This window comes from Anaerosacchariphilus polymeriproducens (assembly GCF_003363435.1).
Lineage (GTDB): Bacteria > Bacillota > Clostridia > Lachnospirales > Lachnospiraceae > Anaerosacchariphilus > Anaerosacchariphilus polymeriproducens.
Genome location: NZ_QRCT01000012.1, coordinates 95,623 through 118,474 on the forward strand (window position 1 = coordinate 95,623; position 22,852 = coordinate 118,474).

General features: G+C 31.8%; 25 protein-coding genes and 1 pseudogene. 20 read left to right on the forward strand and 6 right to left on the reverse strand.

From position 1 onward, the window contains the following. Window positions 1-52 precede the first annotated feature (52 nt). Genes DWV06_RS03255 through DWV06_RS03265 form a run of 3 tightly spaced genes read right to left on the reverse strand, consistent with a single transcriptional unit; the run spans window position 53 to window position 2,337 of the window. On the reverse strand, window positions 53-268 hold the full coding sequence (locus tag DWV06_RS03255) for a hypothetical protein (RefSeq protein ID WP_115480733.1): 216 nt from the start codon (window positions 266-268) through the stop codon (window positions 53-55). A 3-nt stretch (window positions 269-271) separates the two neighbouring features. Continuing rightward, on the reverse strand, window positions 272-1,282 hold the full coding sequence (locus DWV06_RS03260; RefSeq protein ID WP_115480734.1) for a phosphodiester glycosidase family protein: 1,011 nt from the start codon (window positions 1,280-1,282) through the stop codon (window positions 272-274). Then, on the reverse strand, window positions 1,279-2,337 hold the full coding sequence (locus tag DWV06_RS03265; RefSeq protein WP_115480735.1) for a bifunctional glycosyltransferase family 2/GtrA family protein: 1,059 nt from the start codon (window positions 2,335-2,337) through the stop codon (window positions 1,279-1,281). Before DWV06_RS03265 ends, DWV06_RS03260 begins: the two co-directional genes overlap by 4 nt. 238 nt (window positions 2,338-2,575) lie before the next feature. Here DWV06_RS03265 and DWV06_RS03270 point away from each other — a divergent pair, with 238 nt between their 5' ends. The 5 genes from DWV06_RS03270 to DWV06_RS03295 all read left to right on the forward strand — a co-directional run bounded on the left by DWV06_RS03270 (window position 2,576) and on the right by DWV06_RS03295 (window position 7,230). Beyond that, a complete protein-coding gene (locus tag DWV06_RS03270; RefSeq protein ID WP_115480736.1) occupies window positions 2,576-3,160 on the forward strand; it encodes a sugar O-acetyltransferase in 585 nt (194 codons plus the stop codon). A gap of 126 nt (window positions 3,161-3,286) precedes the next feature. Next, the gene (locus DWV06_RS03275) at window positions 3,287-3,874 is read left to right on the forward strand and encodes an RICIN domain-containing protein (RefSeq protein ID WP_115480737.1); all 588 of its coding nucleotides are present in this window, start codon (window positions 3,287-3,289) and stop codon (window positions 3,872-3,874) included. Between the two features lie 549 nt (window positions 3,875-4,423). Then, window positions 4,424-5,680 carry an MFS transporter gene (locus DWV06_RS03285; protein ID WP_235828886.1) on the forward strand — a complete coding sequence of 419 codons (1,257 nt, stop codon included), beginning with the start codon at window positions 4,424-4,426 and terminating at the stop codon, window positions 5,678-5,680. Between the two features lie 248 nt (window positions 5,681-5,928). Further along, complete coding sequence (locus DWV06_RS03290; RefSeq protein WP_115480738.1) at window positions 5,929-6,519, forward strand: RICIN domain-containing protein; 591 nt, start codon at window positions 5,929-5,931, stop codon at window positions 6,517-6,519. Window positions 6,520-6,642: 123 nt separating this feature from the next. After that, window positions 6,643-7,230 carry an RICIN domain-containing protein gene (locus tag DWV06_RS03295; RefSeq protein ID WP_115480739.1) on the forward strand — a complete coding sequence of 196 codons (588 nt, stop codon included), beginning with the start codon at window positions 6,643-6,645 and terminating at the stop codon, window positions 7,228-7,230. A 112-nt stretch (window positions 7,231-7,342) separates the two neighbouring features. On the opposite strand, the gene DWV06_RS03300 is transcribed toward DWV06_RS03295, so the two are convergent. Both DWV06_RS03300 and DWV06_RS03305 read right to left on the reverse strand, forming a co-directional pair. Then, the gene (locus DWV06_RS03300; RefSeq protein ID WP_115480740.1) at window positions 7,343-8,260 is read right to left on the reverse strand and encodes a DMT family transporter; all 918 of its coding nucleotides are present in this window, start codon (window positions 8,258-8,260) and stop codon (window positions 7,343-7,345) included. Window positions 8,261-8,299: 39 nt separating this feature from the next. After that, a pseudogene (locus DWV06_RS03305) lies at window positions 8,300-8,889 on the reverse strand (HDIG domain-containing metalloprotein). A 212-nt stretch (window positions 8,890-9,101) separates the two neighbouring features. Between DWV06_RS03305 and DWV06_RS03310 the strand changes: the two are divergent. From DWV06_RS03310 to DWV06_RS03350, 10 genes are all read left to right on the forward strand, one after another. Next, complete coding sequence (locus DWV06_RS03310) at window positions 9,102-10,061, forward strand: IS110 family RNA-guided transposase (protein WP_235828887.1); 960 nt, start codon at window positions 9,102-9,104, stop codon at window positions 10,059-10,061. Between the two features lie 171 nt (window positions 10,062-10,232). After that, the gene (locus tag DWV06_RS18780) at window positions 10,233-10,811 is read left to right on the forward strand and encodes a GntR family transcriptional regulator (protein ID WP_235828888.1); all 579 of its coding nucleotides are present in this window, start codon (window positions 10,233-10,235) and stop codon (window positions 10,809-10,811) included. A gap of 384 nt (window positions 10,812-11,195) precedes the next feature. Continuing rightward, window positions 11,196-11,384, forward strand: coding sequence for a hypothetical protein (locus DWV06_RS18785; protein WP_235828889.1), 189 nt, complete (start codon window positions 11,196-11,198; stop codon window positions 11,382-11,384). A 62-nt stretch (window positions 11,385-11,446) separates the two neighbouring features. Beyond that, window positions 11,447-11,563, forward strand: a complete 117-nt coding sequence (locus tag DWV06_RS19000; RefSeq protein ID WP_235828893.1) for an ATP-binding cassette domain-containing protein — start codon at window positions 11,447-11,449, stop codon at window positions 11,561-11,563. 928 nt (window positions 11,564-12,491) lie between these two features. Beyond that, a complete protein-coding gene (locus tag DWV06_RS03325; protein ID WP_115480741.1) occupies window positions 12,492-12,884 on the forward strand; it encodes a hypothetical protein in 393 nt (130 codons plus the stop codon). A gap of 82 nt (window positions 12,885-12,966) precedes the next feature. Beyond that, window positions 12,967-13,971 (forward strand): hypothetical protein, encoded by a 1,005-nt coding sequence (locus DWV06_RS03330; RefSeq protein WP_115480742.1) that lies wholly within the window; start codon window positions 12,967-12,969, stop codon window positions 13,969-13,971. A 15-nt stretch (window positions 13,972-13,986) separates the two neighbouring features. Next, window positions 13,987-14,766, forward strand: a complete 780-nt coding sequence (locus tag DWV06_RS03335; protein ID WP_115480743.1) for a hypothetical protein — start codon at window positions 13,987-13,989, stop codon at window positions 14,764-14,766. Then, entirely contained in the window at window positions 14,759-15,607 is an 849-nt protein-coding gene (locus DWV06_RS03340) for a hypothetical protein (protein ID WP_115480744.1), read from the forward strand. The genes DWV06_RS03335 and DWV06_RS03340 overlap by 8 nt, the downstream gene beginning before the upstream one ends. A 20-nt stretch (window positions 15,608-15,627) precedes the next feature. Then, the gene (locus tag DWV06_RS03345; RefSeq protein ID WP_456297932.1) at window positions 15,628-16,275 is read left to right on the forward strand and encodes an ATP-binding cassette domain-containing protein; all 648 of its coding nucleotides are present in this window, start codon (window positions 15,628-15,630) and stop codon (window positions 16,273-16,275) included. Between the two features lie 110 nt (window positions 16,276-16,385). Next, the gene (locus DWV06_RS03350; protein ID WP_115480746.1) at window positions 16,386-16,784 is read left to right on the forward strand and encodes a hypothetical protein; all 399 of its coding nucleotides are present in this window, start codon (window positions 16,386-16,388) and stop codon (window positions 16,782-16,784) included. A gap of 550 nt (window positions 16,785-17,334) precedes the next feature. Here the strand turns inward: DWV06_RS03350 and DWV06_RS03355 are convergent. Next, complete coding sequence (locus DWV06_RS03355; protein ID WP_331463282.1) at window positions 17,335-17,799, reverse strand: IS110 family transposase; 465 nt, start codon at window positions 17,797-17,799, stop codon at window positions 17,335-17,337. Between the two features lie 267 nt (window positions 17,800-18,066). Between DWV06_RS03355 and DWV06_RS03360 the strand changes: the two genes are divergently transcribed. From DWV06_RS03360 to DWV06_RS03380, 5 genes are all read left to right on the forward strand, one after another. Next, window positions 18,067-18,630: a TetR-like C-terminal domain-containing protein gene (locus DWV06_RS03360; protein ID WP_115480747.1), complete on the forward strand. Its 564-nt coding sequence runs from the start codon at window positions 18,067-18,069 to the stop codon at window positions 18,628-18,630. Window positions 18,631-18,748: 118 nt separating this feature from the next. After that, window positions 18,749-20,443 (forward strand): oleate hydratase, encoded by a 1,695-nt coding sequence (locus DWV06_RS03365; protein ID WP_115480748.1) that lies wholly within the window; start codon window positions 18,749-18,751, stop codon window positions 20,441-20,443. Between the two features lie 150 nt (window positions 20,444-20,593). After that, on the forward strand, window positions 20,594-21,127 hold the full coding sequence (gene lepB, locus DWV06_RS03370; protein WP_193725992.1) for a signal peptidase I: 534 nt from the start codon (window positions 20,594-20,596) through the stop codon (window positions 21,125-21,127). Window positions 21,128-21,327: 200 nt separating this feature from the next. Further along, window positions 21,328-22,227, forward strand: coding sequence for a substrate-binding domain-containing protein (locus DWV06_RS03375; RefSeq protein ID WP_115480750.1), 900 nt, complete (start codon window positions 21,328-21,330; stop codon window positions 22,225-22,227). Between the two features lie 27 nt (window positions 22,228-22,254). After that, entirely contained in the window at window positions 22,255-22,800 is a 546-nt protein-coding gene (locus DWV06_RS03380) for a GNAT family N-acetyltransferase (protein WP_115480751.1), read from the forward strand. Window positions 22,801-22,852: the final 52 nt, after the last annotated feature.

Consider the following 22,852-nt stretch of genomic DNA (forward strand, 5'->3'; position numbering starts at 1 on the left):
GGAACATTTATTTTAATTCATTGATAGTCGGTCGTTTTATATTTAGAAATTATCATAATTTTTTATTTCTCCATGAATTACGATTCGATATTATATTTAAAATTGCATTCATAATTGATAAGATACAAAATACCCAAAACAGCTTAATAGAGATGGAGTTCGTTACAAAATTCATAGTCGGGTTGTAACTATTCAATATTAGAAAGACAATAAATATTCCTGATAATATGATAAGCATATGTGGTAAAAGACTTTTTACAGTATTCATGTTTTATTCTACCTCCTTAATTATAATACAGTCACTAATTTCTCTACCGCCATCCGCAGGCTGGTTAACAAAGGTATCGTTAAATGACATTTCTGATGACTTACCTCCATCGAGATTATAAGCAGCGGTACAACCAAGTTCTTCGAATAATTGAGAGAAATCTAATAAATCAAGTCCAATGGAATATCCACTTTGACGACCATCAACGACTACAAAACAGTAATGACCTGGTTCGTAATATCCAATTGCGCTTCTAGGATTTGTTTGGCTTACATGTCCATCTGCATTGAAAGATGTTTTACTATTTCCTGATTCATCTAACAATTCAGGTCCGAATGACCATGCTTGATAGGCTCCGTCAGCAATTGCTTGCTCAACATCAAACTCATCGGATGAATAGGTCTTCATAGTACCATCATAATATAATACACAAACATCAGAATCGTTGGTTGTTTCTCGATATACTTCACCATTACGAACGACTACGCCATTACTTCCATTTCCATAATAATCACCATTCATTGCAAGAAGAGCGTTAAATTCTTCATCCATACCCAGTACATCATCGGTATATCCTACGCCATATGTGTCATCAGCAAAGCCTGTTTGTAGATTATCTATACTTGCTAAATATACATCGGCTACATAGTATGTAACAATATTATTACCAGACCCTTGGGTACATTTATTAACGGTTATTGAAATATTGCTACTACTATAGGAACTATCGGTTGTAACAACGGTATCTGTGAACTTGTCAGCAAATTTTTCTGCCCAATTTTCAGAAGTTGTAGTGTTTGTAGTTTTCGATGAATCTGTGCTATCTGTTAAAGCACCTGTATTGTTTTCAGTGGAGGAGGAACTAGATTCCTGGGTTGTCTTAATTCCACTGCTTTCAAGTTGTCTTGGGGTTAAATAATAAAATGCATAAAATCCACCGGTATATGCGGCAATTATCAATAAATCAATTACTATAATTAGCCATACTGGCAACAATTTCTTTTTTTGCTTCATATAGAGACGATCTCCTTTTTTTTCTTTTTGAATATAACAAATTTTTGTATCGTAAAACTAACAGAGAACAATGCTGCTTCTGTTGTTAATTTAGCAAGTGCTTTATCCATTCCAACGAAATTATTTAAGAAATATAAGATTGCTGTATTTAACGCTAAGATGAAACAGGCGAGCAATGCGTAATTAGTAATTGATCTTAATCTATTTTCTTTATGACGGAATATGAAGGTACTGTTTAGATAATAATTAAATGCTCCACTAATGAGTCTTGCGCATATATTGGCACAAATTAAAGCAGTTCCTTCTATAAAAGAAAGATTAAATAATGGCACAAACAAAAAGAACAGTATATAATCTAATAAAAAACTAAATAGGGAAGAACACGAAAATGCAAGGATGTTACCATATATTCTTGCTGAATCCTGCACAGCACGAAAATGGGAGCAGGAGTTATTGCTATCGTGATATATGGTCGCAATGGGAACTTCCGTAATTGGAATCTTCTTTTTGGCACAGGTTAAAAGGACGTTCATCTCATATTCGTATCGTTTGCCAGATACTTTTAATAATTCTGGAACTATATCTATAGAAAATGCTCTTAAACCAGTTTGGGTATCGGACACCCATGTACCACTGAAGAGACGAAACACATACTTGGTCAAGGTGTTACCAAACAAGGAGCGAACGGGGATCTCTTCATCAAATCGCCGAACACCAAGAACCATTTTAGAATGATTTTCGTGTAAGGAATGTAATAAACGGAGAGCATCTACTGGGCGATGTTGACCGTCTGCATCTAGAATGACAATGCCTTCAACATCCTTTAAAGTGGATATAAAGGCCAATGCCGTCTTTATTGCAATTCCTTTTCCCTTATTTTCTTCATGAGTGAGGAGGATTACGTTATTCTCAATTTGTTTCCATATTTTTTGTGATTCCTTGGTACTTCCATCATCTACAACTACTATATATCGGATTCCTTTTTTGTGTAAATCATATACCAGACTTATTAATTTTTCATCTGGATCGAAAGCAGGAATAATTGCAATGTCCATATAAAAACTCCTTTCTTATAATTGCTTATTTAGGCGATGATAAATTAAAATTAATCATTGCCTATGGTTGTTATAAGAAGTATAAAAGAAGAACCTTAAATCAACTTTAAAGTTTTTATAAAGGAATTTTCTAAAACAAAATTTGCAATAATGGAAATAAATAGAAAAAGTGTAATTGAAAGATTAACATTCATGTGGTAATGTTTACATATAAAATAAATTAGATGAGGTACTTAGCATGAACTTAGAAGAACAACGGAGATTTATTATAACAGGTTCTATGTATAATGATTTGACGCAGGAGTTAGTTGAGGCGAGAAAAAAGACAGTTTTTCTCACGAATGAATATAATAATAGTTTTGGAAAATCAAATAATGAACGAGAAGAAATTCTTAGAAGTTTATTGAAATCAATAGGTACTGGTGTTTATTTTGAACCAACTTTTCGATGTGAGTTTGGCTACAATATATCCATTGGAAATAATTTTTATGCAAATTTTGATTGTGTTATGCTTGATGGTGGTGAAATTACAATTGGTGATAATGTACTATTTGGTCCAAGGGTTGGAATTTATACATCGAACCATGCTATTGATGCTGAAGAAAGAAGAAAAGGGGCATGTTATGCAAAACCTGTGAAAATTGGAAACAATGTCTGGGTTGGTGCAGGAGTTCATATAAACCAAGGAGTTACAATTGGAGATAATACGATTATTGGCTCAGGAAGTGTGCTCACTAAGGATATACCTGCGAATGTAATTGCAGCAGGAGTTCCGTGTAAAGTTATTAGAGAAATAACAGAAGCCGATAAAACAGGTTTTTGATAATCAATTTATAAGTCAAAAATAAAATTTATTTAATCTACTTTTTCTAACAAAATTCTCTTTATTTTTAAATTATAATATTTATGAAATGAATTTCAGATAATAAATTGAAAAGGAGAAGATTATATGGTTAAAAATATGAGAAAATTAGCTATTAGTACAGTATTGTCATTAACAGTATTAACATCGTTTGCAATGCCAAAATTTTTAGGAGGTATATCAAGTATAGCATATGCTGCTAGTACAGAAACATTATCTGATGAACCTATTGAAGAAGGAGTATATCAAATTGTTAGTGCTTCATGTTATAAAAATTTAGATGTTGAAGTATTTGGTAATAATGAAAATGGTGCTCAGGTTCAAATATACCATACAAATGGTACTTCTGCGCAAATTTGGAGAATTAAAAAAGAAAAATTTGGATGGTATAAAATTATCTCTTTACGAAGTGCTGAAAATAGATGCTTAGATATAGAGAATTCAAATATAAATAACTGTAGTAAAATACAAATATACGATGATAATGGTAGTGCTGCACAAAGATGGAAATTCTTAAAGAATAAAGATGGTTCTTACATAATAGTTTCAAAACTATCTGACAATTTAAAAGTATTAGATGTTTCATTAGGTAAGTGTGAGGATAGAAATAAAGTATGGTTACATGAATATAATGGTACTGTTGCTCAAAATTGGATTTTAGTTAAAGTTGGTTAATTAGTAAGCCTTTAGTTAAATATGAAATAGTGCTCAAACCTAGAATTTATCTTGATTTGAGCTTTTTTTGAAGTAGTTAATCATTGAAAGTCTATTAAATGATATGATAAGTTGATAGGTAAACTTTAATAAATGAATTATATAAGCGTTGTTAAAGAGTTGTAGCTATCTAAGCAGTATGTTCTATTTGATCCAAGGGTTGGAATTTATACATCGAACCATGCTATCGATGCGGCAGAAAGAAGAAAAGGGCATGTTGTACAGAACCTGTGGAAATTGGAAGCAATGTCTGGGTTGGTGCAGGAGTTCCGTGTAAAGTTATTAGAGAAATATATTAAATAATAAAGAAAGGAAGTCAGCAGTATGAACGGTTTAGGTTATATTCCTGTTTGCAGTAGCAGCAGTCAGTCAAAAACATGCATTTTAGCTATTTTACGGGATTACTGCGTTCTTTTTTAAGGTTTTTTCAGGTAAAATAGATTGAAGTAATTCCGATTACAGTTTAAACATATAAAATTTTAGTGCGGCGATTAGTCGAATGAGATTTATATGAATAGGCTGTTTTTTATTGCAATTTTTAAAGAGAAAAGCGAGGGATTACGTATGAATGGAAAAGATAAAATTATAAAACGATTAGATAGAAATATTAAATTGGACTACATATATACCCTGATAAGTAATTTGAATATGCAGAGTTCCATTTGGGTACTTTATTTGGGTTATTGTGATATGAACCTAATGCAAATTGGAGTTTTGGAGGGAATTTATCATGTAACAAGTATTATCTGTGAAGTTCCTTCAGGTGCGATGGCAGATTTACTTGGAAGACGAAAGAGCATGATTATTAGCCGTATTTTGATTGCATTATCCTGCATCATTATGTTGTTTTCTAAAAGTTTTTGGTTATTTGCATGTAGTTTTATTACGCAGGCTATGGGGAATAATTTTAATTCTGGTTCAGAGGAAGCATTTGTTTATGACAGCATGAAGCTGTTAGGAAAAGAGCAAGATTACATGCGCTTTAATGGAAGATTGAACGTAATCATTGAAATATCACAGGCAATTGCTACAGTAGCAGGAGGGGTTCTAGCTGAATTTTCTTATGTGTGGTGTTATAGTGCTTGTGTGATGATTGCGTTGCTGACGCTAATGCCATTATTATTTATGGTGGAGCCCCCAATACTTCATAAAAATGAGGGTAAAGCAAAGGAAAGTGGAAAAGAAAAAAGAATTTTGCAACACTTTAAAATGAGTGTACATATTTTGCAATCTAACAAAAAAATATTAAATATTGTTGGATACTACTCAGCCATTTTAGCAGCATATACATTACTATTTTTTTATAGCCAACAGTATTTTGCGAACCTTGGTTTAAATAAAATTGAGATTAGTTTTATTATGTTGCTGGCAGGTGGGGCGTCATGTTTGGGGGCTCTTAGTAGTGAGATGATGTATCAACTCTTGGAAACAAAATTAGTAAAGCTGAGTGCTGGGATTATTGCAGTTTCTATGGTTGCCTACGGTTTTGATATACTTTTCATTGCAGTAGTTTCATTTATAGTGGCAAGCTATTTCAGCTCCATGCTATATCCTGTACAATCTGCTTCGTTAAACAAATTGATTCCTTCCTCACAAAGAGCTACGTTAATATCAGTAAACAGTATGTTCTTTTCGATAACAATGCTTATTTTTTTCCCTATTGCAGGGGGGGTGGCAGATAATTTTGGTTTAGTGAAGGTATTTATGGGACTGGGTATTTTGATACTGGCAATCGTGGGTTTGACCGTGAAAATTAGATTGAAATAGACGTTAAAATAGTTTATGTTTTTTGGTATTTTGCTTGCAAGTTAAAATTAATATAGTAATGATTAGAGCAGTTTAAGAAAGAATGCCGAAACAAAATAGTGATATGTAAGATTCTTTCGCTAATAAGATAAAATTAAGAATTAAAAAAATAGTATTTACTTAATTTAACAAAATTCTCTAAGAATTTATATTATATTAATCTATGAAATGCATTTCAAATAATAGTAAAAAAAATAGGAGAGAATTGTATGAGTAAGAATATTAAAAAATTAGTAGTAAGTACGGTATTATCATTGACTGTATTAACGTCGTTTGCTATGCCGCAATTTATAGGAGTAAATTCAAATATCGCATATGCAGCTAATAATAAGGAGACGATAGAGACATTTCCGGAACAATATATTGAAGAGGGAGTTTATCAAATTATTAGTGTTTCCAGTTACAAAAATTTAGAGGTTGCTGGTTCTGTTGATGAAAATAATACACATGTTCAAATCTTTTATTCAAATGGTACTTCTGCTCAACGATGGAAAATAAAAAAAGCATTAGGAGGTTGGTATAAAATTATAGCTGAATGTAGTGCTAATAATAAATGTTTAGATGCACCACATACTAGGCTGCCTGAAATTATTATATATGATGATAATGCTGGATCTAATCAAAGATGGAAATTTTTTAAAAATAGTGAAGATGGTTCATATTTAATAGCATCAAAGGTTTCTGATAATTTAAAAGTCTTAGATGTCAGAGATGCAAAGAATGAAGATGGAACTATTGTACAGCTACAGAATTATAATGGTAATAATGCTCAGAAGTGGATTTTGGTTAAAGTAGGGTAATTATTAACCTTTTGTCGCTTACGTATAGAAGACGCTCAAACCTGGAATCTATCTGGGTTTGATTATAATAGTCTATGTAATGCATTTCATAAAGGTTTATAAATTGTAAAAAGGAGAGTTTGTATGATTAAAAATATAAAAAAATTATTTATTAGTACAGTATTATCGTTTACAGTATTAACATCGTTTGCTATGCCTCACTTTATAGGAGGTATTTCAAATATTGCATATGCTGCTGATTTGGAAACATTTCCTGAAGAACAGATTGAAGAAGGGGTGTATCAGATTATCAGTGCTAGTAGTCATAGAAATTTAGATGTTTATGATGCGAAAGATGAAAATGGAACTAAGATTCAAATAATGCATTCCAATGGTAATTCATCTCAAAAATTTAGAATAAAAAAAGCAATAGGTGGGTGGTATAAAGTTATAGCTATGTGCAGTGCTTCTAATAGATGTTTAGATGTTTATGATTCAAATTCTATCAATGGTAATAAGATACAAATATTTGATGATAATGCTACAGCTGCACAAAGATGGAAATTTTTAAATACTAATAATGATGGTTCCTACTTAATAGCTTCAAAGATTTGTGACAATTTAAAAGTTTTAGATGTCAGAGATGCAAATACTGAAGATGGAGCCATAGTGCAGTTAAACGATTATAATGGTAATAGAGCTCAAAAGTGGTATTTTGTAAAAGTTGGGTAACCGAAAAGCAATTTTATACATATAAAGAATCGCTTAAATCTAGTAATTATCTGGATTCAAGCGATTTTATTTGCTTAAGAATGAAATATATTAAAACCAATTATATAAATCGTTAGCATTTCTGTATAGCAGCTTTCTTTTTTTGTTTTAGATGTGTATTTTTTTTGTACTGTGCTTTTACTAAATAAACCCCTAACATAACAATTAGAATTCCACATACTTCTTTAACGGAAATTACTTCTGAAAAAATGAAAAATGAATAAACCGAAGCAATAGCAGGCTGTGTAAGACATATGATAGCTGATAAATTAACATTAATTTTTCCCTGGCAATGTGCAAGTAGATTATGTCCAATTACTTGTAAACAAATAGTTAATCCTATCAGTGGCCAGAGTTGATCAAGGCTATGAGGAATTTGATTACCCTCAACAAAAAAGGCGGTTATAAAAAGTGTTAAGGCACTTCCAAACCCACTTACGAACATAATAACACTGCTTTCGATTCTGTCTCGTAAACGATAAGAAATTAGTAGAAAACTTGCATAAAATAATGATGCGCATAATGCAAGAAAGTCTCCAAAATAGTTTGAAGGATTAGGGCTAACTTTACCTCCTAATAAGATATAGATACCAAATAAAGTAATTATTGTCCCAACAAAGAAAAATTTAGGTATTTTTTCTTTAAATAGAAAATAAGAAATTGGTATAACGGTGAAAGGTGTTAAGTTAGTTAATAGGTTTGCATTAGCGACAGAAGTATAACTAAATGAAAGATTCCAAAGTGCAACATCGCCAGCAAGGAAGCAGCCCGCTAAAAATAATATTAGTATATCTTTTTTTGTTAAATATTTTAAGTTTTTATAAGCCATAGGAAATAATAATGGTATTGAAAATAATACCCTATAAAACCCAGTGTTGATTGGAGATAGTGGGCTCAGTTTTACAAATATACCGCCGGTAGCAAGAAATGCAATTGCTACAAGTTCAAGGATTATATCTTTAGATTCGTTATTTCTTTCTATAACTTTCATTTTGTCATCTCTCCCTCCTCAAATTTAATTAAAAATTGATTATGATATTTTAGTCAAGTTATCTTTTATCCTATCTTCACAAGTGCTCATTGCTTGTAGTGTCTTGTTAAATAGTTCATCTAAGTCCCATCCTAACATTTGAGCACCTTGACTTATTACTTGACGTGAACAGCCAGAAGCAAAAGTTTTATCTTTAAATTTTTTCTTTAGACTAGAAACTTTCATATCGCAACAACTTTTTGAAGGACGCATTTTAGACGCTGCGCGCCGATCAAACCGGTAAGTTCATCTGTTGCATAAAGAACTTTTTCCATTTGATGAACTGGTTCAATATTACAACAAATCTGATAACCATGACTACAAACTGCATGGATTAATTCATCACTGCAATGATATTCTGACATTAATTCAGCAGCTTTTATGCAATGTTCATCAGGAGAACTTTCATAATCGACATCATGTAAAAGCCCTGCAATTCCCCAAAATTCTATATCTTTATCATAACCTAACTCTGTTGCAAAATATCGCATGACGGCTTCAACTGTTAAAGCGTGGGATAAATGAAACGATTCCTTGTTGTACTGTTTCAGTAGAGTAATGGCTTCTTCTCTTGTTACTCCTGCTTTCATAAAAATGCCTCCTTTAATTCAATCGATTTTTATAGTATGATATACTATTATTGGCACTTATAAAAGTACCACTAAACAAAAAAAATATAGTGCCACTGAGTAAGACAATATGAAGTGACCTCACAATTGTAGATTCGTGGATTTACCTGTAAAATATTAGTTGATGAAGACTAATGGTAACAGGGATTACCGCATACAATAGGAGGCCACATATGAATAGTATAGTTTACGTTGGAATGGATGTCCATAAGGAAAGTTACACAGTTTGTTGTTATAGTTTTGATACAGATAAAATTATGTATCAGCAAAAAATGCCATCGGATTACAAGCTGATTCTAAAATATTTAGAACAGCTCGGAAACCGTTTTACTGAGAAAATTGATTTTGTTTGTGGATACGAGGCAGGATGCCTAGGGTATTCACTCTATCATCAGCTTACAGACCATGGTGTGAAATGCATTATTTTAGCACCAACAACAATGGCAATAACGAATAACAATAGGGTGAAAACAGATAAAAGAGATGCTGGAAATATAGCGAGATGTCTTGCGTTTCATACTTATAGTGAGGTGTACATACCGACAGATGAGGATAATTCGATTAAAGAATATATCCGTATGAGAGATGATCAAAAACTGAATTTAAAGAAAACAAAACAGCAGATTTTGGCATTAGTGCTCCGTCTGGGGAAAAAATTTGAAGGTGGAAAATCTTATTGGACAATTACACACATGAAATGGTTGAAGTCATTAAATTTAGGAGGCGTATCACAAGAAACATTGGATGAATATCTTATTACTTACGAGTATTTCATAGAAAAAATAGAACGTCTTGACCAACGAATTGAGGAATTGGCATCAGGGGAAAGATATCAGGAAAAAGTGAAAAAACTTGGTTGCCTTATAGGTGTAAAAACGCACACATCGTTATCAATGATAGTAGAAGTTGGAGATTTCGAACGATTTGCGAAGCCCGAAAAGTTTGCAGCATTTCTTGGATTGGTACCAAGTGAAGATACAAGTGATGAAAAACGGAGTCAATACGGTATAACAAAAGCTGGAAATAGCCATCTAAGGAGATTGTTAGTAGAAGCTGCACAGGCTTACACTAGAGGAAAATTAAATACTGTGATTTCACGCTATAAGACAGTAGAGTTCACGGCGGACCATTGACCTGTTGGCAGGGAAACCTGATCCACGTATAACAGAGTGGCCAAGGCCGGGAACTGTTAAGTCTGAGGCTCTATCCATATGCTCCAGGCATTGGAACAATAAAAATATAGAAAAAGAAGGATTTCTTGAAATTAACACTTGACAAGAGGTCACTTCATAACAGGAGATATTATGATTTATTTAAATAAGGAAGATAAAGTACCATTATATATGCAAATATATGAGCAAGTAAAAACAGAAATTTTAAATGGAACACTAAGAGAAGGGCAGACTTTAACGGGTAGCAGAGGATTGGCTAAGACATTAAATATTAGTCGTAATACAGTTGATAATGCATATAGTCAGCTATTGGCAGAAGGATATGTTGAATCCAGAAAGGGTATAGGGTATATAGTAACGAAATTATCCGAATTAGATGCATTTAAAAACAAGGCGCCTCAAAATGTAATAAAAAAACAATTAATAAATGTGGAGCAAGGAGTTATTTATGATTTGACAAATAGCAGCTATACAAGTGACCTTTTTCCAAAACGAATGTGGAAGCGTTATACATTAGAAGCGTTGGAAATGTTGGAGAAGGAAGCTAAAATTTCAGTATATCATAATAAGCAGGGGGAATTATATTTACGACAAAATTTACTCAGATATTTGGAGCGGATTAGAGGAGTTCATTGTGTAGAGGATCAAATTATTGTTACCTGTGGGATTCAACAATCTTTAGATTATATATGTAAAATACTATTGAGCTAAAAAGAAACAATATTAATGGAAGACCCCGGTTTTAATAAAGCATTAGCAGTATTTTGAAATAATAACATAGATGTACAAACTGTTCCAGTTGATGAAAATGGTATTGTAGTTTCTAAGTTACCCAATAGTTCTAACGTAAGAGCAATATATTTAACCCCTTCACATCAATTTCCAACAGGAGCAACTTTTTCAATTGGCCGTAGATATGAATTACTTAAATGGGCTCAGAAAAATAATGTTTATATAATAGAGGATGATTTTGACAGTGAATTAAGGTATTATTTGAAACCAATACCGTCTTTACAATCAATAGATATAAATAGTTGTGATATATATATTGGGACATTCTCAAAAGCATTATCTCCATCAATAAGAGTGGGTTATATGATATTACCGCCTCATCTTTTAAAAGTTTATTTAAATAAATTCGAAAACTATAATAGTACAGTACCTTTATTAAATCAGTATGTAATTGCACGATTAATTGAAACTGGACAATATGATCGTCATGTAAGGCGTTTAAATAATACATTCCGAAAGCGGCTTGAATTCAAAAAAGTATTATTTACTTAATTTAACAAAATTCTCTAATAATAGATGTTTCTTTAGAAATAAAGCAAGGTGAGATATGTGGTATTGTTGGAAGAAATGGTTCCGGGAAAACAGTTCTATTTAAGTGTATATGTGGGTTTTTGAAACCAACTTCCGGGAAAATATTAGTAAGAAACCAGGAAAATAGGAAAGGATATTGATATTTTGTACAATTATATTGCATGGTTTAATCAGGTTGAGGCATATATGTAAGTGCACCATACGGTATCTGGAATTGCAACATCAAATTCACGATTTAGAATATTAGATTGCTGGAAGTCCCTTTTTTATAGCCTGTTTTTTTCTACGCACAATTGACCTAAGCCCTAATTCTATCATGTATAGGTGAATGGTAAGTGCAGAACGGACTATCCATTATCATTTTCTAGATAATCACGCATCATAAAACTTCGTTTTCACGATGATATTTTTCTGTCATTAACCTTTGTATGCGAGCCTTTTCACTACGATAAAAACTTTTTCTACTTTTTAAATAATTATAGTATGCATTTGGACAAATATTAAATTTTCTTAATAACCAACTGACGCCAAATTCAGAAAGGTATTTTTGGAGAACTGAAACTGTGCTAATCGATTTCCTTTGTAAAGAATACTGCCGCTTTTTTTAGAATTCATTTTCTTTTTTTGTTTATGAAAGCTCTTTTCGGAAGTGTAAAATTTCTTTTGATGTAGCATTTTCTTCTTGAAGTTTTGGATTGTTTTGGCATTCTTTGAGATGTTGATTTAATCAGTAAGTAAGTGTTCCGCGACCAAGATTATATTCCTCGGTAAGGCTTTTTTGTTCTTCCTTCTTATAAATAGAGATGTAAGACTTTTTCTCTGAGCTCAGGCTCATAACGATTACTTGACATATTGTAACTTCTCCTTTGATTTAAATTATTGTATCAAACTATCCCCAAGTGTTACAACTTTATTATGCAACGTCTATTCAAATTATAAGTGCTTAAGTAAGGTTAATAAATTCTTAAGAACAATATGGTAGACCATAACAAATACATATGTTAATATATAGTGGCATTGTTTAAATAATGTTAGTATGAATAATAGAAAAGAAAATGAGGAGTAAATATGATTAAAAGAAAAAAAATTGCAGCGTTATTAACTTGTATGGCAATATTGGGAAGTACAAATATTGCACATGCAGAAACTAAGGAGTTTTCATTTACAGTAAGTAATCGTATAGAAAAATCGGGTTATTATGCAAAGAAGGCTGATAATGAACAATTTGCTTATATTACAGCAACCTCATTTAAAGGAGGTAGAACTAATATAGCAGTGGGAGTAAAACAAGAGAAGGACAGTAGTGTTGAAACTGTAGCTTGGACTTTTACAAAACAAAATTATAAAAATAAGCAGAAAATAGAATATACTAGGTATGCTGCACCGAGACTTAGATATAAAGTATTTTGTGAAGGATTTGGCTCAGGAACAGGAACTATAGAAGGTCGTTATACACCATAAATAAACATTGTAATTAAATATAGTGGTAAATAACAATAATATAGTTTTTACCACTATATATTGTGATATCGTGAGGTAAATAATGAAAAAAGTTATATTATTAACTATGATAATATTAATAATGAGCGTACTTTGTTATGGTTGTAACAAAAGTAAAATGAATGAAGGAAGTAAATTTGAATGTCCAAGTGAAATAAATAAAAATTTAACCGATTATATTACAGTAAATGCAAAAGTGACTATACCTGAATCTGCAAAAGATGGAACTGTACAGGCCTTAGAGGTGAAACCACATGATTTTCCATCTCAAAAAGAGAAGATTCAGCAGCTGTTAGGAAATAACAAGTATTTTTACATAGAACCTGGATATATAGAATGGAGTTCGGATTATGCAATGAATGTGTTGAATACAATAAAGTCAGACCCCCAATATGACGATTATAATGCAGATTTATATTTAAAAGATAAGAATCTGGCGTTTATGTCACAAGCTGATGCATTTAACAAAGTAAAAAGTACGTTAAATAAATTAAATATAGAAGTAAGTGATAGATATGTATGTTATGTGATGGATTATCGCATAATGGAAGAGCAGGAAGATGTTAAGAATGCTTTTGGAGAAGAGAAAAAAGAAGAGAAAAAAGCACAATGGACAGAAGATGATAATCTTTATTATTTTAGAATACAACGGATTTATAATGATATTTTGATAGTAGGGGACGAAGTATTTGCAAATTCGCCAAATCAAAATATGTTAGTTATGTATAATAAGGGTGGGATACAAAAGATTACTATAATGGATTATTATGATATTACAGAAAAAGAAAATGAGATTAATTTAATTACAGTTGAAGATGCTATAGAGAAAATTAAACAAAAGTATGATGCTGTTATCTCTGAAGATAAAATTAGTATTACTAATATTGAACTTTGTATGAAAACAATTAATCAAGATACAAATGGTGGTAAGGCAATCATAGTTCCTGCATGGAAATTTCAAATTACTACAAAGGTGGAAGATCCGGAAATAGAACCTTATTCAGAAAATGTGTTAATTAATGCAGAGACTGGAAAAGAAATACTATAAGATATGGAGGCTATTATGGTTCGTAATATACAGATGGATATGAAGAGGGCAATATTTTCGTATAAAGTTATTTTTGCCTTATTTGGTATTATGTTGTTGTGGATTATTAACGGTAAAAGATTTTCTCAACCAGAAGATTTATTTTACTTGTTTGTTTATACCAAAGGTTTAACCATAACTACGCTTTTAGCAATTATAATAAGTAATGTTGGATATGGGACTAGCTTTTGTGAAGATTTTAAACATTATGCAATTCGTCCCATTGTAATAAGAACATCAGTAAAAAAATATGTTATATCAAAAATTATAGTATGCAGCATTGTAACAATGTTGATATATGTAGTAGGTACATTATTATTTGTTTTAATAATGATGAAAGATTTACCACTAACTACTTCTTCGAGCATGATGGTTGATAATATAAAAAGCGCAAGTTGCTTTGACTTTTTACTTCCAGAACATTCGTTTTTGGTTATATTAATACAGTGTATTTTAGATGGTATGTGTTGTTGTACAATGTCAGTTGTAGCATTAAGCTTATCTACTTTTATTCCAAATGAGTTTATTGTATTATGTATCCCTTTAGTTATATATTACCTTCAAATTTTTTTGTTTATTGATACTTTAAAATTACCAGCAATATTTGATTTTGAACAAGTGTTTATGGCTTGTTTTACAGATAATATAAGCATAGGACATTTCATTTTACGTGCATTATTGGTGTTCTTATTTTATCATATAGTATTTGGTGTGCTGATGTACTGGAAGGTGAAGAGGAGAGTTGCGAATGAGTGAGATAAAAAATATGTTTAGAATTTCCCTTTATCAAATGAAACAATGGACAAGTCATCCTAAAACATATGCTGTATTAATAAGTATGTTCATATTTATGCATTCTAAAGTATGGCCGGTTGATAATTTTATTAAAATGGTAAATGTGAAAGCCACACCATTTATTTTTCCATTTTTCTTTTCAGATCAGTTCTTGCTTATGCTAATGATGCTGGGAATTGTAGTACTATTTTGCGATGCTCCTTTTTTCGATAAAACTCAATTATTTATTGCCGTAAGATGTGGGAAAAAGGTATGGGCATGTGGTCAAGTTATATATTTATTCCTAGCAAGTATTATATATTTTATCATAATTTATATGATGAGTATTATTATGCTGTTACCAAACATAGTCTTAGAGAACAATTGGGGTAAAATCTGGAATACTCTTTCTCAAACAGATGCAGTAGTAACTGCAGAGATATACCTTGCTTTTCCATATAAAATAATTGTGGATTATACACCGGTAGAAGCAGTTTTGATCGTTTTTATATTAGGAGTTTTAGTTAGTTTGTTTTTGGGATTACTGCTGTTTTTTATCAATATTTATATTAATAAAGCAGTGAGTATATCAATAGCTATGGGATTCATACTTATCACAACAAGAGTGGCGTTTTTACCACCGATTGTAAAATATTTTTCGCCGGTTTCCTGGATGAGTTTAAATTTGATATCAAAAACAGCCTTTGGAAATGAGCTTTCAGTAGATAAAGTAATAGGCATACTTGTTATAATGATAATTATTCTTGTAATACTTTGTGTTAATGGAGTAAATAAGCGAGATTTGGATATACAGAATGTATAGTCTGGTTTGGAAGGAGTATTATTGTGAAAAGGGAGATAATTTCAGTAGAAAATGTAACAAAGCAATTCAAAGAACAAATAGTATTAAATGATGTGTCTATAGAAATAAAGCAAGGTGAGATATGTGGTATTGTTGGAAGAAATGGTTCTGGAAAAACAGTTCTATTTAAGTGTATATGTGGATTTTTGAAATCAACTTCAGGAAAAATATTTGTAAGAAATCAGGAAGTTGGAAAGGATATTGATATTCCTAGAAATTTAGGAGTAATCATAGAATCGCCTGGATTTTTAAATAATTATAGTGGATATCGAAATCTGGAATTGTTAGCTACATTGCAAAATAAAATATCAAAATCTGAAATATTAAAAGCGATACAAACAGTAGGGTTAGAAGGTTCTGAGAAAAAAAAGGTTGGTAAATACTCTATGGGTATGAGACAGAGATTAGGGATTGCACAAGCAATTATGGAAAATCAAGATATTTTAATTCTTGATGAACCAATGAATGGTCTTGATAAAAGTGGAGTTAATGAAGTCCGAAATTTATTGTTAGATTTAAAAAAGAAAGGTTATACAATCTTGCTTGCCAGTCATAACCAAGAAGATATAAATGTATTGTGCGATACAGTATTTGAAATGGATAATGGAAATATTTTAAAATTAAGTTAGTTATTTATAAATTTTAATATAAATTAATTTATATTTAAAAGGAGGGGGTATCAAAAAAATTTAATTTACGTAACGGGTTAATCAAAGATTTTAGAGGAAGAGGTAGAAAAATGATTAAAAGAGGGAAAAAAGGAATAGCGTTGTTATTAGGTTTGATGATTTTGGGAAGTACTAATTTAGTACATGCAGAAACTAAACAGTTTTCATTTACTGTAAAATATGGACAACAAAAATCAGACGGTTGTGCACAAAAAGCGGATCATGAACAAATAGCATATGTAACAGCAACATCATTTAGTGGTAATAGATCTAAAATTGCAGTTGGAGTACGTGGATTAGGTAACAGTGCTGATACGGGATGTTGGACTTTTACGAAACAAAATTACAAGAATAAGATGAAATTAGGATATGAATATGGAATTTATGCGTATCCAGGAAAAAATTTTGAAGCATATTGTGAAGGTTTTGGTTCAGGTGTAGGTACTGTTAAAGGACGTTATACACCATAAATTTAAGATTACATATTTAACTAATTTTTATCGTCAGTCACAAGATGACTGACGATAATTAGTTTGCCTTTGATGGAGTCTTATAGGTTTTTTATATGGAAAAAAGAGAAGTTTTTACTTTTTTATTTAGAATATATTTGTAGAATTTTAAATAGAAATATGTTAAAGTATTACATGATATTATAAAAAAGATTAATTAAATATTTTCTTACAACAGGAATAAATTTATAGTTGATAGAATTTATTAATAATAATAGTAAATTATTTTTAGTAACAGTTAGCTTATGTAAATATGCTGGCTGTTTTTCTAAATATAATAAATATTAATTATAGAAAGACTAACTATTAAATGTCAAGTGCTAAAGTGATATTTATTGAATGAATTGCAGAATTGCATTTCAGATAGATAAGAAACTAGAAACTAATTTTTGAACTTTGAAAACTGCATGATAAATAGAGCATCATTCCAGATACTCAAAAAGGAGATCTTTATATATTGATACCTAAGACGCTTTCATAAAAATCTGCCCTAATCTTTCAAGTTGATAGATTACTCTGACAAGTTTTTTTGCAGCATGAGAATGAGCTTTGCACGCTCTTTTACTTTATCAAAGCGATAACGAGTTAGTGACTTCAACTCTTCATTATGATAAGATGTGTCTGAGTAGGACTTTAAGTTCGCCTCAGACATGAGCATTGTAGCGATCGTATGGGCATCAACTTTATCCGTTTTCGTCTTTCTAAGGCTTAGACTTTTACTGTAAAGATTGGTATGTAACGGGTTGATAACAAAGGTGGTCAGGCCTTTATAAAGAAGATATCCCAAGGTGTTATAACTGTAGTGTCCAGTGGCTTCGAGGCCTACTTTTACTTTGGTTAAATCATCTGTAACGGACTTGATTTTCTGATAAAGCTCATCAAAACCATCTCGATTGTTTGGAATGGTAAATGATTTAAAAAGAATTTTACCATCTGAGTTCGTAATAAAGCAATTATGCTTATCTTTAAACAACAATTCTGTAAATCATATAATTCTCCTTTGAAAATGTATTAACACTGTTTGGAACCCCTGGTACTCCTTGCGATTGTACCTCGTTCTAAATAAACCGTCATGCGGTATCTAACTAATTAACAAATATACAAAGAGACTGTGGTTGGAGCCTTTCTAAAACCATCAAGTGGTAGGACGCGTGAACCAATCCACAGTGTCTTCAAAAGTATAGCATACAGTCCTTGGAGAGGGACTATAAACACTACTACTTTATAATACGAGGATTCGATTATGGCATCTACCTATTTGACAAAACTTGGAATGGCAGAAGTATTAAAAAATCTGATGTTAACAACACCTATCAATAAGATCCGTATTGTGGATATTACGGAGGGGTGTCATATTTCTCGCCATACTTTTTATAATCATTTTATAGATATTTATGACTTACTAGGGTGGATTTATAAAAATGAAATTATAGAGGATTTAGATGATTATTGCCATTACGACAAATGGAAAGATGGAATTCTAAGAGTTTTAGAATACACTCTGAAGAACAAGAAATTGTGTTTAAATACATATCGCTCTCTTGGAAGAGAGCATTTAGAAGAATTTTTATATAGTGTATTTTCCCACGTTTTGCTCGGTGTAATGGGAGAGATTCAGCAGAATATACATGTAACGGATTCCTTTAAAGAAGAAGCATCTGATTTTTATGCCAATGCTTTTGTTGGTTTATTTATGTCATGGTTAAAGACAGACTTGAAAGAATCTCCACAAGTCTTTGCCAATCGTGTGGATAGAATGCTTGAGGGAAATCTGGTCGCACTTTTTAAAAGAAATGAGATTGAATGACACATTTGTAGCTGAGTGTGTCATTTTTGCACATATGCAAGAACTGTTCATTGATAGACTTTTCTAAATTTGATAAAGTTTGCATAGGAATATAATTATTTAAGAAAGGACGATTTCTATGTACAATTATCAAAAAATTAATCCGAAAACTCCAGACAATATTAAAGAACGTCAGGCATATCTCCTCGGAGGAGGAATTGCTTCTTTATCAGCGGCAGCATTCTTGATTAGAGATGCACATATGCCGGGAGAGAATATACATATCTTGGAACAATTGGATGTGTTTGGAGGATCTATGGATGGGGCCGGTTTGGCTGAAACTGGTTATACTGCCCGCGGTGGACGTGAAATTGAAGAACATTTTGAATGTTTTATGGAACTATTTAGCTTTATTCCGTCTTTAAAGGATAAAACAGTGAGTGTACTTGATGAATTTAGACAATTAAACATAGAGGAACCTATCGAATCTCATTGTCGTTTGGTTCACAGGCAAGGAGAAAAATTAGATTTTTCATCTCTGGGTTTATCTACTGCGAATGCATTATCTCTTTCTAAACTGCATCTTTTAAAAGAAGAGGTTTTAGGTGCGATGACGATTGAAGAATTTTTTGATTCCAGTTTCTTTGAGACTAATTTCTGGTATTTCTGGGCATCAATGTTTGCTTTTGAGCCATGGCACAGTGTCGTTGAAGTGAAACGGTATATGGAACGTTTTATGCATCTTCTTGGTGGTATGAATTGCCTAAAAGGTATCTTACATACCGAGTATAATCAATATGATTCACTGATTTTACCTTTAATTACATGGTTGAAAGAGCAGGGGGTCAATTTTGAACCGGGATGTGAAGTGACGGATATTGAATTTGACTTTAAAGAGAATAAAAAGACTGCAACAGCGGTTCAATATTTGAAAGACGGTCAAACACAAGTTATTAACGTAAAAGAAACAGATATTGTATTATTTACGAATGGCTCTATGACAGAAAATACAACAAAAGGAGATCTCGAGCATCCGGCAATATTAGATCGTTCAGAGAATAAAGGATGTTTCAGCGTTTGGCAAAAGCTTGCTAAGAAATCATCTGATTTTGGACGTCCAGAAGTCTTTTGCAGTGATATTGACAAAACCAAATGGTTGTCTTTTACAATTACTCTAAAGGATGATGAAATAGTATTTCCCCATTTATACGATTTATCAGGTGATTTACCGGGCATGGGAGGTCTTGTTACCATTAAGGATTCGAAATGGTTTATGAGCTGGGTAGTTCCAAAACAGCCGCACTTTATAAATCAACCGGATAATGTAAAAGTACTTTGGGCTTACGCGTTAAATCTTGATGTACCGGGTGATTATGTGGATAAATCTATTTCTGAGTGTACAGGTAGAGAAATGTTCGAAGAACTTTTGTACCATATGGGATTGATAGATAAAAAGGATGAAATACTTGAGCACACGGTAAATGTCATACCATCTATCATGCCATATATTACTTCTCAATTTATGCCTCGTATCAAAGGAGACCGGCCGGAAGTGGTACCGGAAGGCAGTGTTAACTTTGGATTTTTGGGTCAATTCGCTGAGATTCCTAATGATTGTGTCTTCACGGTAGAATACTCCGTACGTGGTGGCATGATGGCGGTTTATCAATTAATGAATCTTGATAAGGAAGTAGATCCTGTATTTCCAAGCCAATACGATATAAGGGTGTTGACAGATGCGGCTAAAACATGTCTTGGTGTGGATAAAATTTCTTTAAAAGATGTTCCGTTAGGTACAATCTTTAAAAATACGGAATTAGATAAACTATTATAATTAAGGTCTCTATTTATAAATATTTAAGAATATATCCATAAATTAGTCAAAGATATATGTTATAGTAACATAAATTAATGTTTAAGTACATCAAGTTGTTATTAGACTACCATTATAAAGATACGTACCAGTTTAATTATGGAGGAAAATATGGATATAAAAGTAAATAGAAAAGAACTGTTTAAAGAAATTTTAAGCTATGCAAAAATTATTGTTGGTACATTTTTAATTGTTTTTATATTAAATACATGTATTATTGCTAATGCTCAGGTACCGACAGGATCAATGGAAACGACAGTTATGACAGGGGACAGAATCATAATTAATCGGTTGGCGTATAAATTTGAAGAACCTCATAGAGGAGATATAGTCTCCTTTATTTTTCCGGATGATGGGAAAACACCATATTTGAAACGAGTTATTGGCTTGCCGGGAGAAACAATAGAAGGTAAAAACGGAGATATTTACATTAATGGAGAATTGTTAAAAGCTAACTATACAGATGAAAAGAGTTATGATGACTTTGGTCCCTATAAAATACCAGATAAAAGTTATTTTATGATGGGAGATAATCGTAATAATTCATTTGACGCCAGATATTGGAACAATAAATTTGTAAAGCTGGATGATATTATTGGAAAGGCTTTGGTTAGTTATTTCCCTCATCCGCGTATTTTAAAATAGTTGTTGGTAAGAATGTTTAACGTGATATTTTATAAGAAGGTGCTTCAAAGATGATGTGTTATCTGATTTGAAGCACTTTTTGATTACTTTATTAAAGATAAATTAAGTAGGCAGATTTATTGAGGAAATATTATGAAACATAGAAGATAATATAAACAATTTGAATATAATAATAAAAATGAAATTAAGGGACTTGGCGCATGAATGCACTTGAAGAGAATATTATCGACCAAAATCCAAAAGAGTCTTATGTATTTGGAGGAACGTTTCGACGTTTGATAAATCCTTTTTTCACGAATATATATTATGGTATCAAAAGAATTGTTGATGAAAATGGAGATACTATAATTCCTTTTGATGCCGATGTAGATCAAGAAGTTCAGAATAAACAAATTGAAGAAATGATTGAAAGGGGAGTAGATGGTATCTTTGTGGCCCCTGTTTATTCTGAGAAAGTAGAACCAGCTATAAAAGCTGCAAACGAAGCTGGTATTCCAGTTTTTATCGTAGATTTGCCTTTAAAAGATGAAACCTTAGCAGTAAGTACTATAACCTCGGATAATAATAAATTAGGTGAGCTAATAGCAGATGATATTATGAGCAGAATGGATTCTGCCAAGATTCTAATTTTAGACTATCCATATATCAGTACAACACATGATAGAGTCATAAGAATCATAGATAGATTAAAAGAAAAAACAGAATATGAAGTTATAATCAAAAATTTAGGGAAACAAGATTATGAATATGTAAGAAACATTATTAAAGATGCGATTAAGGAAAATCCTGACATTAATGTTGTAGTACCTACATTTGACATTGCTGTATTGGGAGCGATTGCAGGACTAAGGGATATTGGGAAAGAAAAGGACGTAATCGTATATGGAATAGACGGTGCACCATTGATAAAGAATATGGTAAAAGAAGGGAAAATGATTGCAACTACAACCCAGTTACCAATAGAAATGGGGATGACGGCTGCAGAAACAGCTTACGCATATTTAGAAGGGTATCCGGTTACTAAAAAAATAATAATACCGGTAGCTTTAATTACAAAAGAAAATTTGGCTGAATTTGCAGATACTTATATAGAGGATTAACTGTAAAGAAATAGGAGAATGTTAAGAATGATATTAAATACGAACAGATTAGTTTTACGTCCATGGAAAGAGGATGAAGCAGAAGCGTTATTTAAATATGCGAAATGTCCGGAGGTTGGACCAGCTGCAGGATGGCCGGTCCATACGGATGTAGAAAATAGTCGTCAGATAATCAGAGATATTTTATCAGCGGAGGAGACCTATGCAGTTGTATTAAAAGGCGAAGATTCGCCAATTGGGAGTATAGGAATTTTAATTGGTGAAAAAAGTAATAAAACGAATGGTGCGGATGAAGGCGAAATTGGATATTGGATTGGGGTTCCGTATTGGGGACAGGGGTTAATCCCAGAAGCGGTTCGTGAACTAATGAGACATAGTTTTGACGATCTTAATTTAAAAAAAATCTGGTGTGGTTACTTTGATGGGAATGAAAAGTCTAAACGCGTTCAAGAAAAATGTGGATTCCAATATGATCATACAGAGAAGGATATAGAGTGGTCTCTTACCAATGATATTAGAACAGAACATATTACATGTATTACAAAAGAGGAATGGCAAAATATAAAATGGTAACATGCGTTACCGATATTTAAAAAATTATCTGCTATGATTACTTCATCGAAGA